Below are 22,956 nucleotides of genomic sequence, written 5' to 3' on the forward strand. Positions count from 1 at the left end.
ATCATGATTACCCTTGTATGCCAATGCCTGCTTCGATGGAAAGCGCTATTGCCTGGCTAACTTTCCACTGATTTCCCATTCGAGGTTTATAAAAATGAAAATGAAAAAAAGTCTCCTCGCACTCTGCCTTTCCGCAGGGTTGCTCGCCAGCGTGCCTGCCGTAAGCCTGGCTGATGTGAATATCGTTCCACAGGATATTTCAATGGCACCCGCCGTGCCGACTTCTGCATTACAACAATTGCAATGGACGCCAGTCGATCAATCAAAGACATTGACGACGACGCTGGCTACTAGTGGTCAAAGCCTGAAAGCCGGAGATATTACTGGCCCGGTTGCAGCCTATAGCGTCCCTGCCAACATTGGTGAGCTGAATATCACGCTGACCAGTGAAGTGAACAAAAACTCAGTATTTGCGCCGAATGTGTTAGTGCTTGATCAGAATATGACGCCTGCGGCTTACTTCCCGGCAAGCTACTTTGCCTATCAGGAGCCCGGCGTAATGTCTGCCGATCGTCTGGAAGGCACACTGAAATTAACGCCAGCACTGGGGCAGCAAAAACTCTATTTATTGGTGTTCACCACCAATAAAGACACGCAACAGACCACCACGATGATTGACCCTGCCAAGGCTTATGCGAAAGGCACGGGCAACGCTGTTCCTGATATTCCAGACCCGATTGCCCGCCACGGCACTGACGGCACGCTGAAGATTAAAGTGAAAACCTCTTCTGCTTCGAGCGTGTTAGTCGGTCCACTATTCGGTTCATCAGGCCCAGGCCCGGTCACGGTTGGTAATACTGCAGCACCAGCCGCAACTTATGTTGCCCCGGCAGGTGTTGCTGCCACAGCGGCGGCACCAGCTACCGCCGCGTCCGCCAAAAAATCTGAGCCAGTGTTAAGCGATACCGAAACCTACTTCAATCAGGCTATCAAAGATGCAGTAGCGAAAGGCGATGTTGATAAAGCCCTGAAATTGCTGGATGAAGCTGAACGTCTGGGATCGACTAGCGCCCGTAAAACCTTTATCAGCAGTGTAAAAGGCAAGGGGTGATGGTTTCCCCGCAGTGCTGATGTTTGAAGTTTGGTGCGCATATATATGCGCACCTTTTTTTGCCCGTCATATTTCAAGCGGCCTCGGTGTTGACTGCTCTCACTCACCCTAATCACTTACCCTGGTAAGCTCATAGGGATTCGTTCGTTTGCCGCCTTGATGCCACTCGAACTATTTAGGGCAACTTTGCTTCCCTTCAAGTTGACTGTGCATTTGCCGCCTTGATTCAACTCGAATGATTTAGAAGGCCTCCGACCTGTTAAATTGTTGTGAGCTTTTCCCTGCCCCGCTATACCTATTCTGCGTTACAATGACTGCCGGTTTTGTTTCGGAGAAATTCCCATGTCTGACGCGCTTTCGCCACTGCGCGCCTTACGTTTTGAAGCTACGATTCCCGAGGAGCTGAGTGCATCGCTTCTTGACTGGTTGTTGCTTGAAGACTCAATGACCAAACGCTTTGAACAGTATTGTTCCAGGGTTACTGCCCGCATTGTGCGTGAAGGTTTTTTCGAATCGCATATCGTTCTTCCTGAAGCTGATATGTTGCCTGAGTCCAGCCGTTATTGGTTGCGTGAAGTTGTGCTTTGCGGTGACGATGAGCCCTGGCTTTTGGGGCGTACCGTGGTGCCTGAATCAACCCTTGAAGGACCAGAGCTTGCTTTACAAAGGCTCGGAACCACGCCGCTTGGACGCTACCTGTTTAGTTCATCTTCCCTGACACGGGATTTTATTGAGATTGGCCGTAGTTCGGAGCAGTGGGGGCGTCGTTCCCGCCTGAGATTAGCTGGAAAGCCGCTGGTGCTTACCGAGTTATTCCTTCCTGCTTCTCCGTTGTATCGAGAGGAAAAATAATGGAGTGGAGTCTGAAACAGGGTAAATGGCAGGCGTATCAACGTCTGATGCGACTTGATAAGCCAATTGGCTCGCTTTTGTTGTTATGGCCCACCCTATGGGCGCTGTGGCTTGCGACACCAGGAGTGCCTCCGCTAACTATTTTATGCGTGTTTATAGCCGGAGTGTGGATGATGCGCGCTGCGGGTTGCGTGGTAAATGACTACGCTGACCGTAAATTTGATGGTCACGTGAAACGTACGGCGCACAGGCCATTGCCGAGCGGGGCTGTAAGCGAGAAAGAAGCGCGTATCTTATTTGCGGTACTGGTAGTGCTCTCGTTTTTACTGGTGCTGACGTTAAATACCATGACGATTTTATTATCGGTGGCGGGGTTAGCGCTGGCATGGGTTTATCCGTTTATGAAGCGCTACACTCATCTGCCGCAAGTAGTGCTAGGGGCCGCATTTGGCTGGTCAATCCCTATGGCATTTGCCGCAGTGAGCGAGTCTGTTCCACTTAGCTGTTGGCTGATGTTTTTAACCAATATTTGCTGGGCTGTAGCTTATGACACGCAGTACGCAATGGTTGACCGCGATGATGATCTGAAAATCGGTATTAAATCCACAGCGATCTTATTTGGCCGCTATGACAATCTGATTATCGGTATTTTGCAGTTTACTGTGATGGTGTTGTTGGCGGTGATTGGCTGGTTAAACGGATTAGGTGGGGCGTTCTACTGGTCTATTGCGCTAGCGGGGATGCTCTTTGTTCATCAGCAACGGCTGACGGCGAATCGTGACCGTGATGCTTGTTTTAAAGCTTTCCTGAATAACAATTACGTTGGTCTGGTGCTGTTTATTGGGTTGGTGTTGAGTTACCTACACTTCTAATTATACCCATCGCCCTTCAAGTTGCAGGGTTGTTGGCTGCTCTCATTCACCCGAATCACTTACTTGAGTAAGCTCATCGGGATTCATTCGATTGCCGCCTACCTGCATCTCGAAGTAGCTCGGGTATAAGAAACAAAATGGCGGATGACACTTCGTTTATCCGCCAGATTTTTTACTCAGTCGCAGCCTGCGACGTCGCGCTTTCAATCGTCAAACGCACATCCGGCATGATCAGTTCTGCCAGCATCTGGTAGACCTTCATCGTTTCGGCGGGTTCTGCATCTCCGGTGTCGCTGATATAGCCTTCATCACGCAAGGTTAATACCAGCGAGGTGAACACAGCTTTATCGAAGAACTCAGGTGCATTAATGCCATGCAACACCGACAAACGTTGGGCAACGGTGCGGCTTTCGCGCTCCAGTGTCCCACGGTTTATTGACGGATTAGCGCTCAGCAGCCAGAAAGTAATGGCGTAACGTTGCAGCGTTTCACGAACACCTGCCGCGAGAAGCTGCATAGTGCGTGAGCGTGCCGGGTTAATCACCACTTCTTCACCCGTAAGGGTAATCAGATCCTGGCGAACCAGTTCATTAAGCAGCACATCCATTTCACTGGCAAGTTCAGCTTTTTCCCAACGCAGGAACAGCTCAGACTTCAGCATTGGGTAGAGTAGCTCAACCTGACGCAGAAGCTCGCTACGGGAAATGTGGCGATGCTGCGTGATAATTGCAGCCAGCAGAGAAGGCAACACCAGCATATGCAGGATGTTGTTACGGTAGTAAGTCATCAGTACTGCCTGCTCACGCGGCAGAATGATGATGTCACCAATCGTATCTTTCTCTAATTCAAACTTGTTCATCTGCAACGCATGTTCGATAAGCGCTTCTGCTGGCTGATCTGGTGCGGTCGCATCCGGTGAATACGGCACATTACGCAACAGGCTCAGGTAACAGTTGAGCTGTTCGGTCAGTTGTTCGCGCGTCAGTGAACGCTGGCGCGATGCCAGGAGCGCGGTACAACACAGGTTCATGGCGTTTGCCGCGCCTGCATTGTTAATACGCACCATCAGTTCGGCAGCAATTTCATTAACCGTTGGCGTTAACCATGCCGGGCGAATGGATTCAATCGGGTCGATTGAATCACGCCACTCAGGCACTCGCTGGTTGAGGAATGTCATCAACGGCATAGGTTCGCCGAAGTTAACATAGCCCTGGCCGAGGTTACGCAGCTTGCTCAGCCCACGAACCATCTGCATGAAGCTTTCTTTTTCTTTGGTCGCACCGCGCAGTTCTTTTGCGTAAGTCCCCACTTCCATTACATGCTCGTAGCCAATGTAAATTGGCACCAATGTAATTGGACGAGTACCGCCACGCAGCATGGCCTGAATGGTCATCGACAGCGTGCCGGTTTTCGGGTCAAGCAAACGGCCGGTACGAGAACGGCCACCTTCCACAAAGTATTCAACGGAATAGCCACGGCTAAACAGCTCGCCAAGATATTCACGGAACACGGTGGAGTAGAGTTTGCTGCCCTTAAAGGTACGGCGAATAAAGAACGCGCCCAGGCGGCGGAAAATCGGGCCTGCTGGCCAGAAGTTCAGGTTGATACCCGCCGCAATGTGCGGAGGAACCAGCCCCTGGTGGTAAAGCACGTAAGACAAAAGCATGTAGTCCATGTGGCTGCGGTGGCAGGGAACATAGACAATCTCGTGGCCGTCGTGAGCCAGTTGGCGTACACGTTCTGCATTATGAACGTTAATGCCCTGGTACAGGCGGTTCCATGTCAGACCTAATACGCGGTCGGTCAAACGCACGGCTTCGTAGGAGAAGTTCGCTGCAATTTCTTCCATCAAGGCAACAGCATTCTGTTGCGCTTTTTCATGGGAGATTTTCTTACTGCGTGCTTCGTCTTCTACTGCGCGTGCAATCGCTTTTGAGGCCAGAAGTTTGTTAAACAGATCCTGGCGCACCGGCAGACGCGGGCCTACAGTCGCTAAACGCTGGCGAGCAAAGTGCATACGCGCCACGCGTGCCAGTTTTTGGGCGATTTTTTTATCTGTACCGTGATCGGTTGCCATCTGGCGCAGCGAAACAGGTGCGGAGAACCGCACAAAACTGTCGCGCCCAAGCCAGGATACCGCGAAGAATTTCTGAATGCCGTTAAGCATCTTCAGTGGCGGGTTAACTTCGCCTTTTTCGCGACCCGGAGAGCGGCCAAACATCACCGATACCGGCACCATCTGCACATCCAAATTTGGATTGCTACGGTGCAAGTCGAGATAATCATGGAACAGCTTGATCGACTCTTCCTTTGGCGTGTAATAAGTGAACACGCGCGGGCCGCCATGGATAAAGACATAGCGCGGCAATACCGCACCATCGATCTCTAATGGCTCGAGAGGGTCGGGCAAGTTGTGCGCGAGGCATTGCGCGCGCAGGGTTAATAAGTCCGCCTTTGAGTTATACGGCAGAACGTACATTATTGGGCGTGTGGGATCTAAGCCCAGTTCGGCCTGTGGATCTGCCGGAATGGACTTGCTCTTTACCAGAACGCCTAATGGTAAATTAAGTAATTTGTAGTAGATTCTTGGCCAGCCTGACATAAACGATGTAAAGCCTCAGGTTAATGATGCAAATTCGCCGCAAGAATATCAGAATCTCACCCAGATTTCTGTGGCGTTATAATTTTGACAAGCATTGATGCAAATAATTTGAAAAGGTTTCCTAAAATGGCGAGCAGTACCACTGGACTTACCCGTATCATCAAAGCCGCAGGCTACTCATGGAAAGGGCTCAAAGCAGCCTGGATCAATGAAGCAGCTTTCCGCCAGGAAGGCGTTTCTGCCGTTATCGCCATTGCCATCGCATGTTGGTTAGATGTCGACCCCATTACCCGCATTCTACTTATCGGCTCAGTCGTGTTGGTCATGATTGTCGAGATCCTCAACAGCGCTATCGAGGCTCTTGTCGACCGTGTTGGCACTGATTACCACGAACTTTCCGGGCGTGCCAAAGACATGGGCTCGGCCGCAGTATTAATTTCAATTATCCTCGCGGTAATTACCTGGGTCACGCTGCTTTGGTCGCATTTGCGGTGATCTTTCCAGAATAGTTAAGTGCCTGGTTTTTTGCTTAATTTGTGGTTCCAAATTGACCTTTGACTGTATATACTCACAGCATAACTGTATAAACACCCAGGGGGCGGAATGAAAGCGTTAACTACCAGGCAGCAAGAGGTGTTTGATCTTATTCGGGATCATATCAGCCAGACCGGCATGCCACCGACTCGTGCCGAGATTGCTCAACGTCTGGGGTTCCGTTCTCCGAACGCCGCTGAAGAGCATTTAAAAGCACTTGCCCGTAAAGGTGTGCTTGAAATTGTTTCTGGCGCATCCCGTGGTATCCGCCTGTTGGTGGAAGAAGTGACCGGTATTCCACTGGTTGGGCGTGTTGCTGCAGGTGAGCCACTCCTGGCACAGCAACACATCGAAGGCCATTATCAGGTCGACCCATCACTGTTTAAACCAAATGCCGACTTCTTGCTGCGCGTCAGCGGTATGTCGATGAAAGACATCGGCATTATGGATGGTGACCTGCTTGCGGTTCATAAAACCCAGGATGTGCGTAATGGCCAGGTTGTTGTCGCGCGTATCGATGATGAAGTTACCGTTAAGCGCTTAAAACAACAGGGCAACACCGTTCATCTGTTGCCAGAAAACAGTGAGTTTGAACCGATCGTGGTTGACCTACGCGAGCATAACTTCTCTATTGAAGGGCTGGCTGTTGGGGTTATCCGCAACGGCGACTGGCTGTAAAATCTCTTTAGGTGATGCGCATTTAAAGTGCGCATCACTGCCTTAATTATCTTTGATCTCCTTCAGGAGATGTCATGCAATTATTCTCCACAGCGGATCGTGCGCTCTGGCGCCTCGCTTTACCCATGATTTTCTCCAACATTACCGTTCCGCTGCTTGGCCTTGTCGATACGGCTGTTATTGGTCATCTGGATAGTCCTGTTTATCTGGGCGGTGTTGCCATTGGTGCGACAGCAACCAGCTTCCTGTTTATGTTACTGCTGTTTTTACGAATGAGTACCACAGGTTTAACTGCTCAGGCTTTTGGTGCCAATAATCCCTCAGCGTTAGCTCGTGCACTGGTGCAACCATTATTACTGGCACTAGGGGCAGGGGTGGCAATTGTCTTACTGCGCGATCCCCTCATTTCACTCGCTTTACAAATTGTCGGCGGCAATCAGGATGTGCTCGTACAAGCGCAACGCTTTCTTGAAATCCGCTGGCTGAGTGCGCCAGCCTCGCTTGCCAACCTCGTTTTACTGGGATGGTTGCTAGGGGTTCAATACGCACGAGCTCCGGTTATCTTGCTGGTAGTCGGCAATCTTCTGAATATCGTACTGGATGTGTGGCTGGTGATGGGCTTGCACCTTGATGTTCAAGGGGCGGCACTTGCGACTGTTACTGCTGAATACGCGACATTTTTCATCGGATTGCTGATGGTGAAGAAGGTTATGGGCTTGCGAGGTATCAGTTTTGAGATGCTCAAACAGTCCTGGCGTGGCAATGTTCGGCGCTTACTGGCGCTTAATCGGGACATCATGTTGCGCTCGTTATTACTGCAAGTGTGCTTTGCATCAGTGACCATCTTTGGTGCGCGCTTAGGCAGCGAAATTGTCGCCGTCAATGCGGTGTTAATGACTCTCCTGACGTTTACCGCTTATGCGCTTGATGGTTTTGCCTATGCTGTTGAAGCCCACTCCGGGCAAGCTTATGGTGCAAAGAATCGTGGTCAATTGCTCGAGGTTTGGGGGGCAGCTTGTCGGCAGGCGGGTTTAGTCGCGCTCATGTTTGCCGTGGTGTATGCCCTATTTGGCGAGCAAATTGTTTCTCTTCTGACGTCCATTCCCCAATTACAGCTACAGGCCGATCGTTATCTCCACTGGCAGATTGTGTTACCCGTGGTTGGTGTCTGGTGCTACTTGCTGGATGGGATGTTTATTGGCGCGACAAGAGGCGCTGAGATGCGTAATAGCATGGCGGTTGCCGCTGTTGGTTTCGGCCTAACGCTCTTCACTGTTCCGTATTTAGGCAACCACGGGTTATGGCTGTCTGTGGCGGTATTCCTTGCTCTGCGGGGGCTGGCGTTAGGTTGGATTTGGCGTCGTCACTGGCAGCAAAATAGCTGGTTTAACAATGTACAAAGTTAAGCCGCATGGTTAAAGATTCTTAGTTTTCTCCCCACCACCATATCCTTGACTACAATTATTATCACGTCCAGCAGATAGAGTGGTGTTGGCCAAATGGCAGCACATTGGACGTTGGTAATTTTTTAGCAGTTCTTCCCCCCGAACGATGAGGATATTATTATGAATAAAGACGAAATCGGCGGTAACTGGAAACAGTTTAAAGGCACAGTAAAAGAGAAATGGGGCAAACTGACTGACGATGATATGACTGTCATCGAAGGCAAACGCGATCAGCTTGTCGGTAAGATTCAAGAGCGTTATGGGTACGAAAAGGATAAGGCAGAGGAAGAAGTCGTTGATTGGGAAACTCGCAACAAATACCGTTGGTAATTAGCTTCCCTCAGATGTGTTAACTCTCAGCCCTGCCCTGGTACATGGATGTACCGTTCCATTCAACTCAAATCCAACCAATCTAACGTGACTTCTTTTTACTCTGAACTGAGTGGTCATGCCCGCAAGCATCCGGGTGGCTACAAGCTTCAACTTCTGCACACGCGCTGCATAAGCCGTGCGCCTCAATAACGTTATGATGCAAAGCAAACCCTAACTGGGCCGCCAGTTGGTGCATGATATCTTCCACACCTTCCGCACTACGCTCCTTCACCGCACCACATCGATCACAAATAAACATCGCAGATGAGTGAGTTGGCTGATCGATAAGATTGCACAACACATAGCTGTTAGTGGACTCTACACGGTGTACAAAACCTTGTTCGAGCAGAAAATCGAGCGCACGATACACTGTCGGGGGTTTAGCTTGCGGTTCGCTGGCACGCAGTAAATCCAGCAAATCATAAGCACTGATAGCGCCCGCTTGCTGAGTCAGCAAACGCAATACTTCAAGACGTTGTGGTGTCAGGCGCACATTACGCTGCTCGCATAGTTTTTCAGCCTGCGCTAACACGTTTTGTGAAGTCGTGATGTCCATCAGTATTCCCCTGTAGATTAGCCCTACACTTTATCACAACGCGCAAAAAACGCCGAGTGGTGCGCTTAGCCACAACCTTTTGAGATGACTATCCCGGAGTTTGTTATGAATAAACCTGATTGCATTCGCCACTGGAAGGAAATAGAAGGTGACGATGATTCGACTTATCCAGACAGCGCAGAACGGTTTTCTATTGGCGCGCCACTGGCCCGCAAACTGGGTCTTAATCGCCTGGGAATTCATCATGAGCGCCTGCTACCAGGTCGCCGCACATCTTATCCTCATGCCGAAAGCAGCGAAGAAGAGTTTGCTTATGTGCTCGAAGGGCATCCACAGGTGTGGATTAATGGGCACCTTTACCCACTTGAACCTGGCGATAGCGTTGGTTTCCCTGCTGGAACAGGTATCTGCCATACCTTTATCAACAACACAGAGCATGAAGTCCGGCTGCTGATTGTGGGGGAGGCAAACAAAGCTGAGAACCGAATTTATTACCCGCTAAACCCAGGCTATGCCGCACAGCGTCAGGATCGCTGGATTGACCATCCCCCGCAATTTTTCGGCCCGCACGACGGCCAGCCTTCACGAAAACCGAACGGTAAACTATAAATAAGTTTGCATGGAAATTTTGAACTCATAATCCTGAAGGATAGAAACGGGATTCCGATGGGCGAAACAGCCCACTTTTCAGCCTTTTATTCACAGCAATAGTCCGCCTCTGTTCAGTCATAACTGGCAGGGGCAGTTATTACATCTGATCAACAGACGGACGTGTGGTGAATGAAAAAAATGAAAACTTTGGCGGCGTTTAGCGCCGCATCTTTATTTATGGCAAATCACGCTTATGCGGCGGGCACATGGTCTGAAGCACGAAGTGATGCAATGGGTGGTACTGGTGTCGCTTCCGCGAGCTACGGAAGTGGGGTGCTTACGAACCCCGCGTTGCTGGCTAAGGCTAAGCAGGACGACACAGTGACGGTTATTCTGCCGTCTGTGAGTGCGCAAATTACGGATAAAGATAATCTGCAGGATCAGATTGATGACATTAGCGATAAGGTTGATCAATACAAAAACGTTATCGACGATCTCACCCTGCAGGATATCCTTTTAAATCCAAATGGTTCGCTCAACCAGTTTCAGGGTGCTGCGGGCGATCTGGCTGGAGAGCTGAATGATCTGAAAGGTAAAACGGCAAACGCGAAGGCGGGGGCCAGTATCGCAGTCAGTATTCCAAACGACATGCTTTCGGTGGCTTTTGTCGCAAAAGCCTATGCACGTGCGCATGTTAGTTCTTCCATTGATCAGCAAGATATCGATTATCTCAATAGCATCGCAGGTTCTCGGGCAGTGGCTGGGGGCGTTGCATTAGATGCCGCTATTAATGGCTCCGATGTTATTACCAGCAATCTGAATTCTACTGCTTCTGGCCGTGCGGCTATTGTCTCTGACTATGGTGTGGCGCTTGCGAAGGAGTTTGATCTCGGTGGAGTGCCGGTTTCTTTTGGCGTCACACCGAAGTTGCAAAAAACCTGGCTCTATAACTACACCACCTCGATTTATAACTACGACAGCAGTGACTGGAATAGCAGCCGCTATCGTAATGATGACACTGGTTTCAACGTGGATGCCGGCCTGGCGGCCGATTTCGGCGAAAACTGGACGGTTGGTCTGAGCGGTCAGAACCTGATTTCGCGTGACATTGATACCAAAGATATTCTGATCACCAATGGCAGAACCGGTGAGACAACTAACTACAAAGACACGTACCAGATTCGTCCATTGGTGACGGCTGGTGTAGCCTGGCATAACGATCTCATCACCCTCAGCGCCGATGGCGACCTCACCGAAACCAAAGGCTTCAAAAGCGAAGAAGACTCGCAGTACGTTGGCGTCGGTGCTGAAATTACGCCGTTGCCATGGCTTGCCGTGCGAGCGGGTTATCGTGCTGACGTCAAATCAAACGACAGCAACGTCTTTACCGGCGGTATTGGTTTTGCACCATTTAATCGTGTGCATGTTGATTTAATGGGGCTATACGGCGAAGACCAGACATGGGGGGCCGGAGCGCAGCTTAGCGTGACCTTCTGATAAAAATAGCCGTCGGGACGAGCAGGTGTCCCGACGCTGCTTTATGCTATAGTGGCGACCCTTTTTTAACTGTAGCCCGTAAACGCCCACAGCCTATGTCCTCACAAACCAACCAGACTCCTTTCCAGCCACATCGTTTTTCCATTGCGCCGATGCTTGACTGGACCGATCGCCACTGCCGCTACTTCTTGCGTCAGTTATCAAGCCAGACACTGCTGTACACCGAAATGGTGACAACCGGTGCGATTATTCATGGCAAAGGGGACTATCTGGCGTACAGCGAAGACGAGCATCCTATCGCGCTGCAATTAGGCGGTAGCGATCCGGCTGCATTGGCTATTTGCGCGAAACTGGCGCAAGAGCGTGGCTACGACGAAATTAACCTGAATGTCGGCTGTCCATCTGACCGTGTACAAAACGGCATGTTTGGCGCGTGTCTTATGGCTGATGCGCAGCGCGTTGCGGATTGTATTAAAGCGATGCGTGATGTGGTTTCTATTCCGGTTACCGTCAAAACCCGTATCGGCATTGATGACCAGGATAGCTACGAATTCCTGTGTGATTTTATTAGCACGGTAGCCGGGAAAGGTGAATGCGAGATGTTTATCATCCATGCCCGTAAAGCCTGGCTTTCTGGTTTAAGCCCAAAAGAAAACCGCGAAATTCCACCGCTGGATTACCCGCGCGTTTATCAGTTAAAGCGTGATTTCCCGCATCTGACAATGGCGATTAACGGTGGGATTAAAACGCTGGAAGAAGCTAAAACGCATCTGGAACATATGGATGGCGTCATGGTCGGGCGCGAAGCCTACCAGAACCCAGGTTTACTGACGGCAGTTGATCGGGAGATTTTTGGCCTTGATACGCAGGAAGTCGACACCGTTGCAGCGGTGCGTGCGATGTATCCGTACATTGAACGCGAACTGGCGAATGGCACTTATTTAGGCCACGTTACACGCCATATGTTAGGCCTGTTCCAGGGGATCCCAGGTGCGCGCCAGTGGCGTCGTTACCTGAGTGAAAACGCCCATAAAGCCGGTGCAGGAATCGACGTTGTGGAACATGCGTTGTCATTGGTTGCCGACAAACGCTAGGTTTTGTTTGTAATAACCCATCTAATTGCTCAGGTATTGCGGAGTTGATCACAACCTCGCATCTTTCTGGCTAAGTTTGCGGGTCGCGGGATATCAATTATTTACCAAATCTGACAATATTACCGGGTTGCAAAAAACGAATTCATCGCGCTGTACCCTACATACAGAGCGAACAAAAAAAGAATGGGCTTCCCTTGGGAGGCCCAAATTCTTTTATGGAATCAGTAAACTAGAGCCTTGTGTACTGCGGCTCTCCAGCGTTGTATGAGCCAGCGCGGCATCGCTCAAAGCAAACTTCTGGTTTTCAGCCACATCCACTTTAATCACACCGCTGGCAATCAACGAGAACAGCTCGTTGCTCGCTTCCTCCAGCTCCTCACGCGTGGTCACGTAACCATTTAGTGACGGACGAGTAACATACAGTGAGCCTTTCTGGTTCAAAATCCCCAGATTCACACCCGTCACCGGGCCTGAAGAGTTACCAAAACTCACCATCAGCCCCTGGCGCTGTAAGCAGTCGAGCGAAGCCTCCCAGGTATCTTTCCCTACAGAGTCATAAACTACGGCCACTTTTTTGCCGCCAGTAATCTCTTTCACTCGGTCGACAAGGTTTTCTTCGCGGTAATTAATGGTCTGCCAGGCTCCAGCCTTTTTGGCGCGATCCGCCTTTTGTGCTGACCCAACGGTACCAATCAGTTTTGCGCCTAGTGCTTTGGCCCACTGGCAGGCAATTAGCCCCACGCCACCGGCAGCAGCATGGAATAAGAAAACTTCATTAGCTTTGATATCGTAGGTTTTACGCAGCAGATAATAAACCGTCAGCCCTTTGAGGAACGACGCGGCAGCTTGCTCAAAAGAGATAGCGTCAGGAAGTTTTGCGGCTTTATCGGCAGGCACATTGTGAACACTGCTGTATGCGCCGAGTCCGGACTGTGCGTAGACCACTCGATCGCCAACTTTAATATGTGTTACCGCGCTGCCAATTTTACTGACTACTCCCGCAGCCTCAGTACCGAGGCCGCTTGGTAGCATCGGAGGTGGGTATAAACCGCTGCGAATATAGGTGTCGATGTAGTTGATACCAATCGCTTTGTTCTCAACCTGGACTTCGTTTTCTGCGGGAGCGGTTGGGGTGAATTCAACAACTTTTAAGACTTCTGGTCCGCCGTGCTGACTAAATTCAATGCGTGTTGCCATGAGAACTCCTTCTGTTTCCTCGGAGGGAGATAGAGTAAACTCTCGTCTCTCTTATCTGATTTTGGTAACTCCCTCACTATGGCAGGAAATAAACCCTTCAACAAACCGAAAGAACCCCGCGATCGTCAGATGGAAGGGCTGAAAATGCCGCCACATTCTCTGGAAGCGGAGCAGTCGGTGTTGGGCGGTTTAATGCTGGACAACGAACGCTGGGATAACGTTTCCGAGCGCGTCGTGGCTAACGATTTTTTCAGCCGTCCACACCGCATGATCTTCACCGAAATGCAGCGTTTGCTCGAAATGAGCAAGCCAATCGACCTGATCACGCTTTCTGAATCTCTGGAACTTCAGGGCAATCTGGAAAGTGTCGGTGGTTTCGCCTATCTGGCCGAATTATCAAAAAATACGCCAAGTGCTGCGAACATCAGTGCCTATGCTGATATCGTGCGCGAACGTGCCGTAGTGCGTGAAATGATTTCCGTCGCGAATGAAATCGCGGATGCTGGTTACGACCCTCAAGGGCGCACCAGCGAAGATTTGCTTGATCTCGCCGAGTCCCGCGTTTTCCAGATTGCTGAGAGCCGTGCGAATAAAGACGAAGGCCCGAAAAGTATCGACCAAATCCTTGAAGCGACAGTCTCGCGTATCGAAACGCTTTACCAGACGCCACACGATGGCGTAACGGGCGTCGACACCGGCTACCAGGACTTGAACAAGAAAACGGCTGGTCTGCAAAAATCGGATCTGATCATCGTGGCGGCGCGTCCGTCGATGGGTAAAACCACCTTTGCGATGAACTTGTGCGAAAACGCCGCGATGTTGCAGGAAAAACCGGTGCTGATTTTCAGCCTCGAGATGCCAGGCGAGCAGATCATGATGCGTATGCTGGCGTCGCTGTCACGCGTCGACCAGACTAAAATCCGTACCGGCCAGCTTGATGACGAAGACTGGGCGCGCATTTCCAGCACCATGGGCATCTTGCTTGAAAAACGCAACATGTACATTGATGACTCATCCGGCCTTACGCCAACGGAAGTGCGCTCGCGTGCGCGCCGTATCTACCGTGAACATGGCGGCCTCAGCCTGATCATGATCGACTACCTGCAATTGATGCGCGTACCGTCACTATCGGACAACCGTACCCTGGAAATCGCCGAGATTTCGCGCTCGCTAAAAGCGCTGGCAAAAGAGCTGCAGGTGCCGGTAGTTGCGCTTTCGCAGCTTAACCGCTCCCTGGAACAACGTGCAGATAAACGCCCGGTTAACTCGGACTTGCGTGAATCAGGCTCCATCGAGCAGGATGCCGACTTAATCATGTTCATCTATCGTGACGAAGTTTATAACGACAACAGTGACGAGAAAGGCATCGCGCAAATCATCCTCGGTAAGCAGCGTAACGGTCCAATCGGCACCGTGCGCCTGACGTTTAACGGGCAATTCTCACGTTTCGATAATTACGCTGGCCCGCAATACGACGAAGACTAAATCCTCGTTATCCTTCACGCTGCAAGTGCGTTGGCTGCACTCGCTTACCCCAATCGCTTACTTGTGTAAGCTCATGGGGATTCACGAGTTTGCCGCCTTCTTGCAGCCCGAATGATTTAGAGGATTTGTGGTGTCCCCATATTTAATTTTTAGCAAGGATCGAACATGCAAGCGGCAACCGTAAAAATTAACCGCCGCGCTCTGCGACACAACCTGCAACGCCTGCGCGAACTGGCTCCTGCCAGCCGTATGGTGGCGGTTGTGAAAGCAAACGCATATGGGCATGGTCTGCTCGAGACGGCCCAAACACTGACTGATGCCGATGCCTTCGGTGTTGCCCGTCTTGAGGAAGGTGTTCACTTACGTGCCGGGGGCATCACTCAGCCCATTTTACTGCTGGAAGGCTTTTTTAACGCTTGCGACCTCCCGACTATTGACGAACAGAATTTCCAGACAGCCGTCCACTGCATCGAACAGCTTGAAGCGCTGGAACAAGCCGAGTTAAGCCATCCGGTAACGGTTTGGATGAAACTGGATACCGGCATGCACCGTTTAGGTATCTTGCCTGAAGAGGCGGAGGCGTTTTATCAGCGTCTTTGCCGCTGTAAAAATGTCAGCCAGCCGGTGAATATCGTCAGCCATTTTGCTCGCGCTGACGAGCCGGAATCTGATGCCACGCTGCGCCAGCTCGATATTTTCAATTCGTTTACTGCGGGCAAGCCTGGTCAGCGTTCTATTGGTGCATCCGGCGGCATCTTGCTATGGCCGGACTCGCATATGGATTGGGTTCGCCCGGGCATTATCTTGTATGGCGTTTCTCCGTTAGAGCACCACTCGTGCGGCACAGATTTTGGTTGTCAGCCGGTGATGTCACTGACTTCCAGCCTGATTGCAGTGCGTGCGCATAAAGCGGGTGAAGCGGTCGGTTACGGTGGCACCTGGATTGCCGAACGTGATACGCGTTTGGGTGTAGTTGCTATTGGTTATGGTGATGGCTACCCGCGAGCAGCGCCTTCTGGCACCCCTGTGCTGGTGAATGGCCGTGAAGTGCCAATTGTCGGACGCGTTGCTATGGACATGATTTGTGTCGATCTTGGCCCGCAGTCAGCAGACAAAGTGGGTGATGGCGTGGTGATGTGGGGCGATAGCCTGCCGGTTGAACGTATTGCTGAAATCACAAAAGTGAGTGCTTACGAACTTATCACTCGCCTGACTTCAAGGGTTGTGATGGAATATCTGGATTAATTTTCTTGTCTTCCCCCTCACCCTCGGGGCTGTCTCTTAGTCTCATCTTTTTAAGTAGGGAGACTGTTCCGTTCACCCGATGTTCCGTGTTTCATATAGCTACTGTACCGGTGAACGACTTAGGGTGGCCACCGTCGCCACCCTAAGAACCCGGACTCCCGGCAATTTAATGACCGGGCGCCAGGATTATCAAGGAGAGGGCGTTCTCTCCTTGATACGTTCACCGTTTTCGGGAATGAAAGAGATAACTGAACGCACGGGTGAACGGAAAATCAACGAGGCTTAAAGATCTCACCCTGACAAGATTGCCTGAGTGAGCTGTGTATAAGAGACAGCCCTCAGGGAGAGGGGTGTTTCTAAGCATAAACCTCTCGATCTCGCCCCAACTTCCGGTTTACATTGGTTGTTCGCAACACTGTAAACCAGGAGAACCTCACCGTGTTTCAAAAAGTTGACGCCTATGCTGGCGACCCAATCCTTTCCTTGATGGAACGTTTCAAAGTTGATCCGCGCAGTGACAAGGTAAACCTCAGCATTGGTCTCTATTACGACGAAAATGGGGTTATCCCGCAGTTACAGGCCGTTGCTCAAGCTGAAGAACGACTGAATGCCACGCCGCATGGCGCATCTATATACCTGCCAATGGAAGGTCTGAACAGCTACCGTAGCGCGATTGCTCCGCTGCTGTTTGGCGCAAACCATCCGGCGTTACTGGAAGGGCGTATCGCCACTATTCAAACACTTGGCGGCTCCGGCGCGTTAAAAGTTGGCGCAGACTTCCTGAAAACCTATTTCCCGAATTCGCAGGTGTGGGTCAGCGATCCGACCTGGGAAAATCATGTCGCTATCTTTGGCGGCGCGGGTTTTGAAGTGAATACCTACCCGTGGTTCGATACCGAAACCAACGGCGTGCGCTTCGAAGCGCTGCTGGAAACCCTGCAAACGCTGCCTGCGCAAAGTATCGTACTGCTGCATCCGTGCTGTCATAACCCGACAGGTTCTGATCTGACGGATGCGCAATGGGATGTGGTGGTTGAAATTCTCAAGGCGCGCGAGCTGATTCCATTCCTTGATATTGCCTACCAGGGCTTTGGTGCGGGCATGGAAGAAGATGCTTACGCGATTCGCGCGATTGCCAGCGCCGGACTGCCAGCGTTGGTCAGTAACTCATTCTCGAAGATTTTCTCTATGTATGGCGAGCGCGTGGGCGGCCTGTCTGTCGTTTGTGAAGATGCCGATGCCGCAGGCCGCGTATTAGGCCAGTTGAAAGCAACCGTGCGCCGTAACTACTCCAGCCCGCCAAACTTTGGTGCGCAAGTGGTATCGGCCGTATTGAATGACGAGCAGCTGAAAGCCAACTGGCTGGAAGAAGTTGAAACCATGCGTCGCCGTATTCTTGATATGCGCCAGGCATTGGTTTCTGTGCTGAAAGCCGAAATGCCGGAGCGTAACTTTGACTATCTGCTGCAACAACGTGGCATGTTCAGCTATACAGGTCTGAGCTCAGAACAGGTTGACCGCTTGCGTGATGAGTTTGGCGTGTATCTGATAGCCAGCGGGCGCATGTGTGTCGCAGGACTTAACAGCAATAACGTACAGCGTGTGGCACAGGCTTTTGCAGCTGTAATGTAAGTACTCACTTACTTTTCATCTTAAAAAGGCGATGTGTGATCATTGCCTTTTTCTATGATAAATCTTGAAAAATTCCTTCCTCTGGCGCTTTCGCATCGGTATGGTCGAATTGATTTTTGACCATCTGTCCTGCTTTATCACCCTCACTAATCATAATTAAAGGGAAAATGATGCGTAAGCTAACTATGGCATTAAGTGCCGTTTGTTTGTTATTGGGATTGAACCAGTCTGTTGTTGCTAAGGAATCTGCACCCGTACCACTCAACCCTGGCGTAACCGTCGCGCAACTGGCGCAGCAAGTTCCGATTCACTGGGTTTCTGTCGCACAAATCGAAAACAGCCTGCTGGGCCGCGCGCCGATGGCGGTGGGTTTCGATATCGACGACACGGTTCTGTTCTCAAGCCCTGGCTTCTATCGCGGGCAAAAAGAGTTTTCTCCAGGCAAACAGGATTACCTGAAAAATCCTGAGTTTTGGGAAAAAATGAACAATGGCTGGGATGATTTCAGCATGCCGAAAGAGGTTGCCCGGAATCTGATCGCGATGCACCTCAAGCGTGGCGACAGCATTTACTTCGTCACCGGCCGCAGTCCGACTAAAACAGAAACTGTGACTCAGACGCTGCAGAAAGATTTTCTAATCCCACAGGCAAGCGTGAATCCGGTTATTTTCGCGGGCGACCAGCCAGGCCAAAATACCAAGACACAATGGCTGAAAGATAAGAAAATCAAAGTGTTCTACGGTGACTCAGACGGCGATATTACTGCTGCGCAGGACGTAGGTGCGAGGGGTATTCGCCTGCTACGTGCTTCAAACTCCAGCTATCAGCCATTGCCAAAAGCAGGGACATTTGGCGAAGAGGTTATCGTTAACTCCGAATACTAATTTTACCCGTCATACTTCAAGCCGCAGGTGCGTTGGGTACACTCACTCACCCCAGTCACTTACTTTAGTAAGCTCCTGGGGATGAGTTCACTTGCCGCGTTACTCGGCAAAGCCTCGCCTCTGTCGAGGTCAGCGCAAGCGCTGCTCAAAAGGCTAAAGCCTTTTGTCCTTCAGCTCGAATTATCTAGGGTAGAATCGGTTTTAATGACGCTATACCAATCCCTCTGCCGTTTTTTTCATCAAAATTTCCCCGTTGAGTTTTACCTTTTGGCGAGTTGCTCGCACACTTAGAGATGCCTGTGCCTTAAACTGGCCAGCACATCGTTTTCACGGGAGTCTCTCAAGGGGAATAAAATGACCAATTCGGAGCTATTGCAGTACTGCATGAACAAACCCGGAGCGGAACAAACGGTTCATAGCGACTGGAAGGCCACACAAATAAAAGTGGCGGATGTGATGTATGCGATGGTGCATGATGTGGAAGCACGCCCGGCAGTGTCGTTAAAGGCAAGCCCGGCACTTGCCGACTTGTTACGTGAACAACATAGTGATGTGCATCCTAGCGCGCATTTGAACAAAGCGCACTGGAGCACGCTTTACCTGGACGGCACACTTCCGGATTCGCAGATTTACTATCTGGTTGATGCCTCTTATCAGCAGGCATTATCGCTGCTGCCTCAGCAAACCAGGCAGCAGCTTTCTGACTGATTCGACTATTTCAGCAAAGGCTTAAGGAAACGAGCGGTATGTGATGCCTCGCATTCCGCCACGGTTTCAGGCGTACCGGAAACGAGAATTTCGCCGCCGCCGCTACCGCCTTCTGGGCCAAGGTCAACAATCCAGTCTGCGGTTTTAATCACGTCCAGATTATGTTCGATAACCACGATGGTGTTGCCCTGGTCGCGCAACTGATGCAGAACTTCCAGTAACTGCTGGATGTCCGCAAAGTGCAGACCAGTCGTTGGCTCATCGAGGATATACAGTGTTTGCCCGGTGCCACGCTTAGAAAGCTCACGCGCCAGTTTCACGCGTTGTGCTTCACCGCCCGACAGCGTGGTCGCAGACTGACCCAAGCGAATGTAAGACAGACCCACGTCGATTAACGTTTGCAGCTTACGCGCCAGCGCAGGTACGGCATCAAAGAACTCACGAGCATCTTCAATGGTCATATCCAGTACTTCGTGGATGCTCTTGCCTTTGTATTTAACTTCCAGAGTTTCGCGGTTATAGCGTTTGCCTTTGCACTGGTCGCACGGCACGTAAATGTCCGGCAAGAAGTGCATTTCGACTTTGATCACGCCATCGCCCTGACAGGCTTCACAACGCCCACCACGCACGTTAAAGCTGAAACGACCCGGCGTATAACCTCGCGCACGTGATTCCGGCACACCTGCAAACAGCTCACGCACAGGCGTAAACACGCCAGTGTAAGTAGCTGGGTTTGAACGAGGCGTACGACCAATTGGGCTTTGGTCGATATCAATAACTTTGTCGAAATGCTCCAGACCATGAACTTCACGATAAGGCGCAGGTTCCGCAAGTGTTGCACCGTTCAATTGGGTTTGAGCAATTGGGAAAAGCGTATCGTTAATCAGCGTCGATTTCCCGGAACCGGAAACCCCGGTCACACAGGTAAACAAACCTACCGGCAGCGTCAGTGTCACATCTTTCAGGTTGTTGCCTTTCGCTCCAACCAGTTTAAGCACTTTCTCGGGATCGGCAGGCACGCGGTTTTTCGGCACCGCAATTCCACGTTTCCCGCTAAGGAACTGCCCGGTCAGGGATTCAGGCACGTCCATAATGTCCTGCATGGAGCCTTCAGCAACCACCTGGCCACCGTGCACACCGGCACCTGGGCCGATATCGATAATATGGTCTGCGGCGCGGATAGCATCTTCATCGTGCTCAACCACAATCACGGTGTTACCGAGATCGCGCAGGTGAATCAGCGTTTCCAGCAGCCGCTCGTTATCACGCTGGTGCAGGCCGATAGAGGGTTCATCGAGCACGTACATCACGCCGACAAGACCCGCACCAATCTGGCTTGCCAGACGAATACGTTGCGCTTCACCACCGGACAGCGTTTCAGCTGAACGTGATAGCGACAGATAATTCAGGCCGACGTTCACCAGGAATTTCAGGCGGTCGCCAATCTCTTTCAGCACTTTCTCAGCGATTTGAGCACGCTGGCCGCTGAGTTTCATGTTCTGGAAGAATTCCATTGCATGGCCGATGCTCATGTCTGAAATAGTCGGCAGCGGTGTGTTTTCGACAAACACATGACGTGCTTCACGACGCAGGCGTGTACCTTCACAGCTTGCACATGAACGGTTGCTGATAAATTTCGCCAGCTCTTCGCGGACTGCAGAAGATTCGGTTTCTTTATAGCGACGTTCCATATTATGCAGAACGCCTTCAAACGGATGGCGACGTACCGAGGTATCGCCACGGTCGTTTATATATTTGAATTCAATACTTTCTTTACCGGAGCCGTTAAGCACCACGTTTTTCACGCTGGCTGTCAGTTCGTTCCACGGCGTTTCGATATCAAATTTATAATGCTCCGCGAGCGAACGCATCATCGTGAAGTAATAGAAGTTACGGCGATCCCAGCCACGAATTGCGCCGCCAGCAAGGGAAAGCTCGCCGTTTTGCACAACACGATCCGGGTCGAAATATTGCTGCACGCCAAGCCCGTCACAGGTTGGGCAGGCACCGGCCGGGTTGTTGAACGAGAACAGACGAGGTTCCAGCTCACGCATGCTATAGCCACAAATTGGGCAGGCAAAGTTTGCCGAGAACAGTAATTCTTCGGCTTTTTCGTCATCCATATCGGCGACAACAGCAGAACCGCCAGATAAATCCAGCGCTGTCTCAAATGATTCGGCCAGACGTTGCGCTAAATCCTCACGGACTTTAAAACGGTCAACCACCACTTCGATGGTGTGTTTCTTTTGCAGCTCAAGTTTCGGCGGATCGGATAGATCGCACACTTCGCCGTCGATCCTTGCGCGGATATAACCCTGGCTTGCCAGGTTTTCCAGCGTTTTGCTGTGCTCGCCTTTTCTATCTTTAATAATTGGCGCAAGCAGCATCAGGCGCCTGCCTTCCGGCTGAGCTAAAACATTATCGACCATCTGACTCACGGTTTGCGCCGCAAGAGTAACATTGTGATCAGGGCAACGCGGCTCGCCTACGCGGGCATATAGCAGGCGCAGGTAGTCATGAATTTCAGTGATAGTGCCGACGGTTGAACGCGGGTTGTGCGAGGTAGATTTCTGCTCGATAGAAATCGCAGGCGACAAGCCTTCAATGTGGTCGACATCAGGCTTTTCCATCAATGACAGGAACTGACGCGCATAAGCGGAGAGGGACTCAACGTAACGACGTTGCCCCTCGGCGTATAAGGTGTCGAAAGCCAGTGAGGATTTGCCAGAACCCGAAAGCCCAGTCACGACAATCAGCTTGTCGCGTGGAATATCGAGGTTAATATTTTTGAGATTGTGGGTGCGGGCGCCCCGAACTTCGATCTTATCCATTCACCTTTCCCGGTTTAAACGCTTTTTGCCAGGCCGCACTGGAGGCCGCCGACGATCACAAACGGCTAATTATGACACAATAAAACCTGAATGGATATCCAGTGCTTTAATGCAATAATGTATATCCTACCGAGATTCTGGAATGCATCCCGCAGCTATAAAGATTAGGGGTGGCGTGGTAGAATCGAGGGTTTACACTACTTATTAAACGTTTCAGGAGACACGATCATGGCCAGCAGAGGCGTAAACAAGGTGATTCTCGTCGGGAATCTGGGTCAAGACCCGGAAGTACGCTACATGCCAAATGGTGGCGCAGTTGCCAACATTACTCTGGCCACGTCAGAGTCCTGGCGCGATAAGCAAACCGGCGAAACCAAAGAAAAAACTGAATGGCACCGTGTAGTGCTGTTTGGCAAACTGGCAGAAGTAGCAGGTGAATACCTGCGTAAAGGCTCCCAGGTTTATATCGAAGGTGCATTGCAAACTCGTAAATGGACTGACCAGGCTGGTGTTGAAAAGTACACTACCGAAATCGTGGTTAACGTTGGCGGCACCATGCAAATGCTGGGTGGACGTGCAGCGGGTGGTGCTCCTGCCGGCGGCGGTGCTCCAGGCCAGCAGCAAGGTGGTTGGGGTCAGCCTCAGCAACCGCAGCAGGGTGGTAACCAGTTCAGCGGCGGCGCGCAACAATCTCGCCCGCAGCAGAGCGCTCCGGCACCATCTAACAATGAACCACCAATGGATTTCGATGACGATATTCCATTCTAGAGTTGACCATTGATTTTTTTGTAAAGAAATTAAAATAACGCCCTGCTTTTGCAGGGCTTTTT

General features: G+C 51.1%; 20 protein-coding genes. 16 read left to right on the forward strand and 4 right to left on the reverse strand.

The annotated features are described in order from the left end of the window. Positions 1-94: 94 nt before the first annotated feature. The 3 genes from malM (at position 95) to ubiA (ending at position 2,775) form a co-directional block, all read left to right on the forward strand. Complete coding sequence (malM, locus tag EDF88_RS17335; RefSeq protein WP_134186077.1) at positions 95-1,051, forward strand: maltose operon protein MalM; 957 nt, start codon at positions 95-97, stop codon at positions 1,049-1,051. A 342-nt stretch (positions 1,052-1,393) separates the two neighbouring features. After that, the gene (ubiC, locus tag EDF88_RS17340) at positions 1,394-1,903 is read left to right on the forward strand and encodes a chorismate lyase (RefSeq protein ID WP_134186079.1); all 510 of its coding nucleotides are present in this window, start codon (positions 1,394-1,396) and stop codon (positions 1,901-1,903) included. After that, complete coding sequence (ubiA, locus tag EDF88_RS17345) at positions 1,903-2,775, forward strand: 4-hydroxybenzoate octaprenyltransferase (protein WP_064515365.1); 873 nt, start codon at positions 1,903-1,905, stop codon at positions 2,773-2,775. The genes ubiC and ubiA overlap by 1 nt, the downstream gene beginning before the upstream one ends. A gap of 172 nt (positions 2,776-2,947) precedes the next feature. Here the strand turns inward: ubiA and plsB are convergent, their stop codons facing one another. Continuing rightward, a complete protein-coding gene (gene plsB / locus EDF88_RS17350; protein WP_134186081.1) occupies positions 2,948-5,377 on the reverse strand; it encodes a glycerol-3-phosphate 1-O-acyltransferase PlsB in 2,430 nt (809 codons plus the stop codon). Positions 5,378-5,503: 126 nt separating this feature from the next. Between plsB and EDF88_RS17355 the strand changes: the two genes are divergently transcribed. The 4 genes from EDF88_RS17355 (at position 5,504) to EDF88_RS17370 (ending at position 8,364) form a co-directional block, all read left to right on the forward strand. After that, positions 5,504-5,872, forward strand: a complete 369-nt coding sequence (locus EDF88_RS17355; RefSeq protein ID WP_064515369.1) for a diacylglycerol kinase — start codon at positions 5,504-5,506, stop codon at positions 5,870-5,872. Positions 5,873-5,980: 108 nt separating this feature from the next. Further along, positions 5,981-6,589, forward strand: coding sequence for a transcriptional repressor LexA (gene lexA / locus EDF88_RS17360; RefSeq protein WP_064515371.1), 609 nt, complete (start codon positions 5,981-5,983; stop codon positions 6,587-6,589). Between the two features lie 74 nt (positions 6,590-6,663). Beyond that, entirely contained in the window at positions 6,664-7,995 is a 1,332-nt protein-coding gene (gene dinF, locus EDF88_RS17365; RefSeq protein ID WP_064515373.1) for an MATE family efflux transporter DinF, read from the forward strand. A gap of 159 nt (positions 7,996-8,154) precedes the next feature. After that, positions 8,155-8,364 carry a CsbD family protein gene (locus tag EDF88_RS17370; RefSeq protein ID WP_034492637.1) on the forward strand — a complete coding sequence of 70 codons (210 nt, stop codon included), beginning with the start codon at positions 8,155-8,157 and terminating at the stop codon, positions 8,362-8,364. 82 nt (positions 8,365-8,446) lie between these two features. Here the strand turns inward: EDF88_RS17370 and zur are convergent, their stop codons facing one another. Next, complete coding sequence (gene zur / locus EDF88_RS17375; protein WP_064515375.1) at positions 8,447-8,962, reverse strand: zinc uptake transcriptional repressor Zur; 516 nt, start codon at positions 8,960-8,962, stop codon at positions 8,447-8,449. Positions 8,963-9,067: 105 nt separating this feature from the next. Here zur and EDF88_RS17380 point away from each other — a divergent pair, with 105 nt between their 5' ends. The 3 genes from EDF88_RS17380 to dusA all read left to right on the forward strand — a co-directional run bounded on the left by EDF88_RS17380 (position 9,068) and on the right by dusA (position 12,144). Continuing rightward, positions 9,068-9,571, forward strand: coding sequence for a cupin domain-containing protein (locus EDF88_RS17380; RefSeq protein ID WP_064515376.1), 504 nt, complete (start codon positions 9,068-9,070; stop codon positions 9,569-9,571). Between the two features lie 171 nt (positions 9,572-9,742). Beyond that, positions 9,743-11,050: a conjugal transfer protein TraF gene (locus EDF88_RS17385; protein WP_134186083.1), complete on the forward strand. Its 1,308-nt coding sequence runs from the start codon at positions 9,743-9,745 to the stop codon at positions 11,048-11,050. Between the two features lie 95 nt (positions 11,051-11,145). Next, a complete protein-coding gene (gene dusA, locus EDF88_RS17390; RefSeq protein WP_134186085.1) occupies positions 11,146-12,144 on the forward strand; it encodes a tRNA dihydrouridine(20/20a) synthase DusA in 999 nt (332 codons plus the stop codon). Positions 12,145-12,357: 213 nt separating this feature from the next. Here dusA and EDF88_RS17395 read toward each other — a convergent pair whose 3' ends face one another. Continuing rightward, positions 12,358-13,341, reverse strand: coding sequence for a quinone oxidoreductase (locus EDF88_RS17395; protein WP_134186087.1), 984 nt, complete (start codon positions 13,339-13,341; stop codon positions 12,358-12,360). A gap of 78 nt (positions 13,342-13,419) precedes the next feature. Here EDF88_RS17395 and dnaB point away from each other — a divergent pair, with 78 nt between their 5' ends. From dnaB to EDF88_RS17420, 5 genes are all read left to right on the forward strand, one after another. Further along, complete coding sequence (gene dnaB / locus EDF88_RS17400; protein WP_034492420.1) at positions 13,420-14,826, forward strand: replicative DNA helicase; 1,407 nt, start codon at positions 13,420-13,422, stop codon at positions 14,824-14,826. Positions 14,827-14,991: 165 nt separating this feature from the next. Continuing rightward, positions 14,992-16,071: an alanine racemase gene (gene alr / locus EDF88_RS17405; protein ID WP_134186089.1), complete on the forward strand. Its 1,080-nt coding sequence runs from the start codon at positions 14,992-14,994 to the stop codon at positions 16,069-16,071. A 438-nt stretch (positions 16,072-16,509) separates the two neighbouring features. Beyond that, a complete protein-coding gene (gene tyrB / locus EDF88_RS17410) occupies positions 16,510-17,703 on the forward strand; it encodes an aromatic amino acid transaminase (RefSeq protein WP_064515386.1) in 1,194 nt (397 codons plus the stop codon). Positions 17,704-17,873: 170 nt separating this feature from the next. Beyond that, positions 17,874-18,587: an acid phosphatase AphA gene (gene aphA / locus EDF88_RS17415; protein ID WP_064515388.1), complete on the forward strand. Its 714-nt coding sequence runs from the start codon at positions 17,874-17,876 to the stop codon at positions 18,585-18,587. Between the two features lie 354 nt (positions 18,588-18,941). Beyond that, positions 18,942-19,295, forward strand: coding sequence for an MmcQ/YjbR family DNA-binding protein (locus EDF88_RS17420; RefSeq protein WP_064515391.1), 354 nt, complete (start codon positions 18,942-18,944; stop codon positions 19,293-19,295). Positions 19,296-19,300: 5 nt separating this feature from the next. Here EDF88_RS17420 and uvrA read toward each other — a convergent pair whose 3' ends face one another. Next, positions 19,301-22,126, reverse strand: a complete 2,826-nt coding sequence (uvrA, locus tag EDF88_RS17425) for an excinuclease ABC subunit UvrA (protein ID WP_134186091.1) — start codon at positions 22,124-22,126, stop codon at positions 19,301-19,303. A gap of 228 nt (positions 22,127-22,354) precedes the next feature. On the opposite strand from uvrA, the gene ssb1 reads away from it, so the two are divergent. Then, positions 22,355-22,894: a single-stranded DNA-binding protein SSB1 gene (gene ssb1, locus EDF88_RS17430; protein WP_064515395.1), complete on the forward strand. Its 540-nt coding sequence runs from the start codon at positions 22,355-22,357 to the stop codon at positions 22,892-22,894. Positions 22,895-22,956: the final 62 nt, after the last annotated feature.

This window comes from Buttiauxella sp. BIGb0552, from assembly GCF_004366275.1.
GTDB classification, from domain to species: Bacteria; Pseudomonadota; Gammaproteobacteria; order Enterobacterales; family Enterobacteriaceae; genus Buttiauxella; species Buttiauxella gaviniae.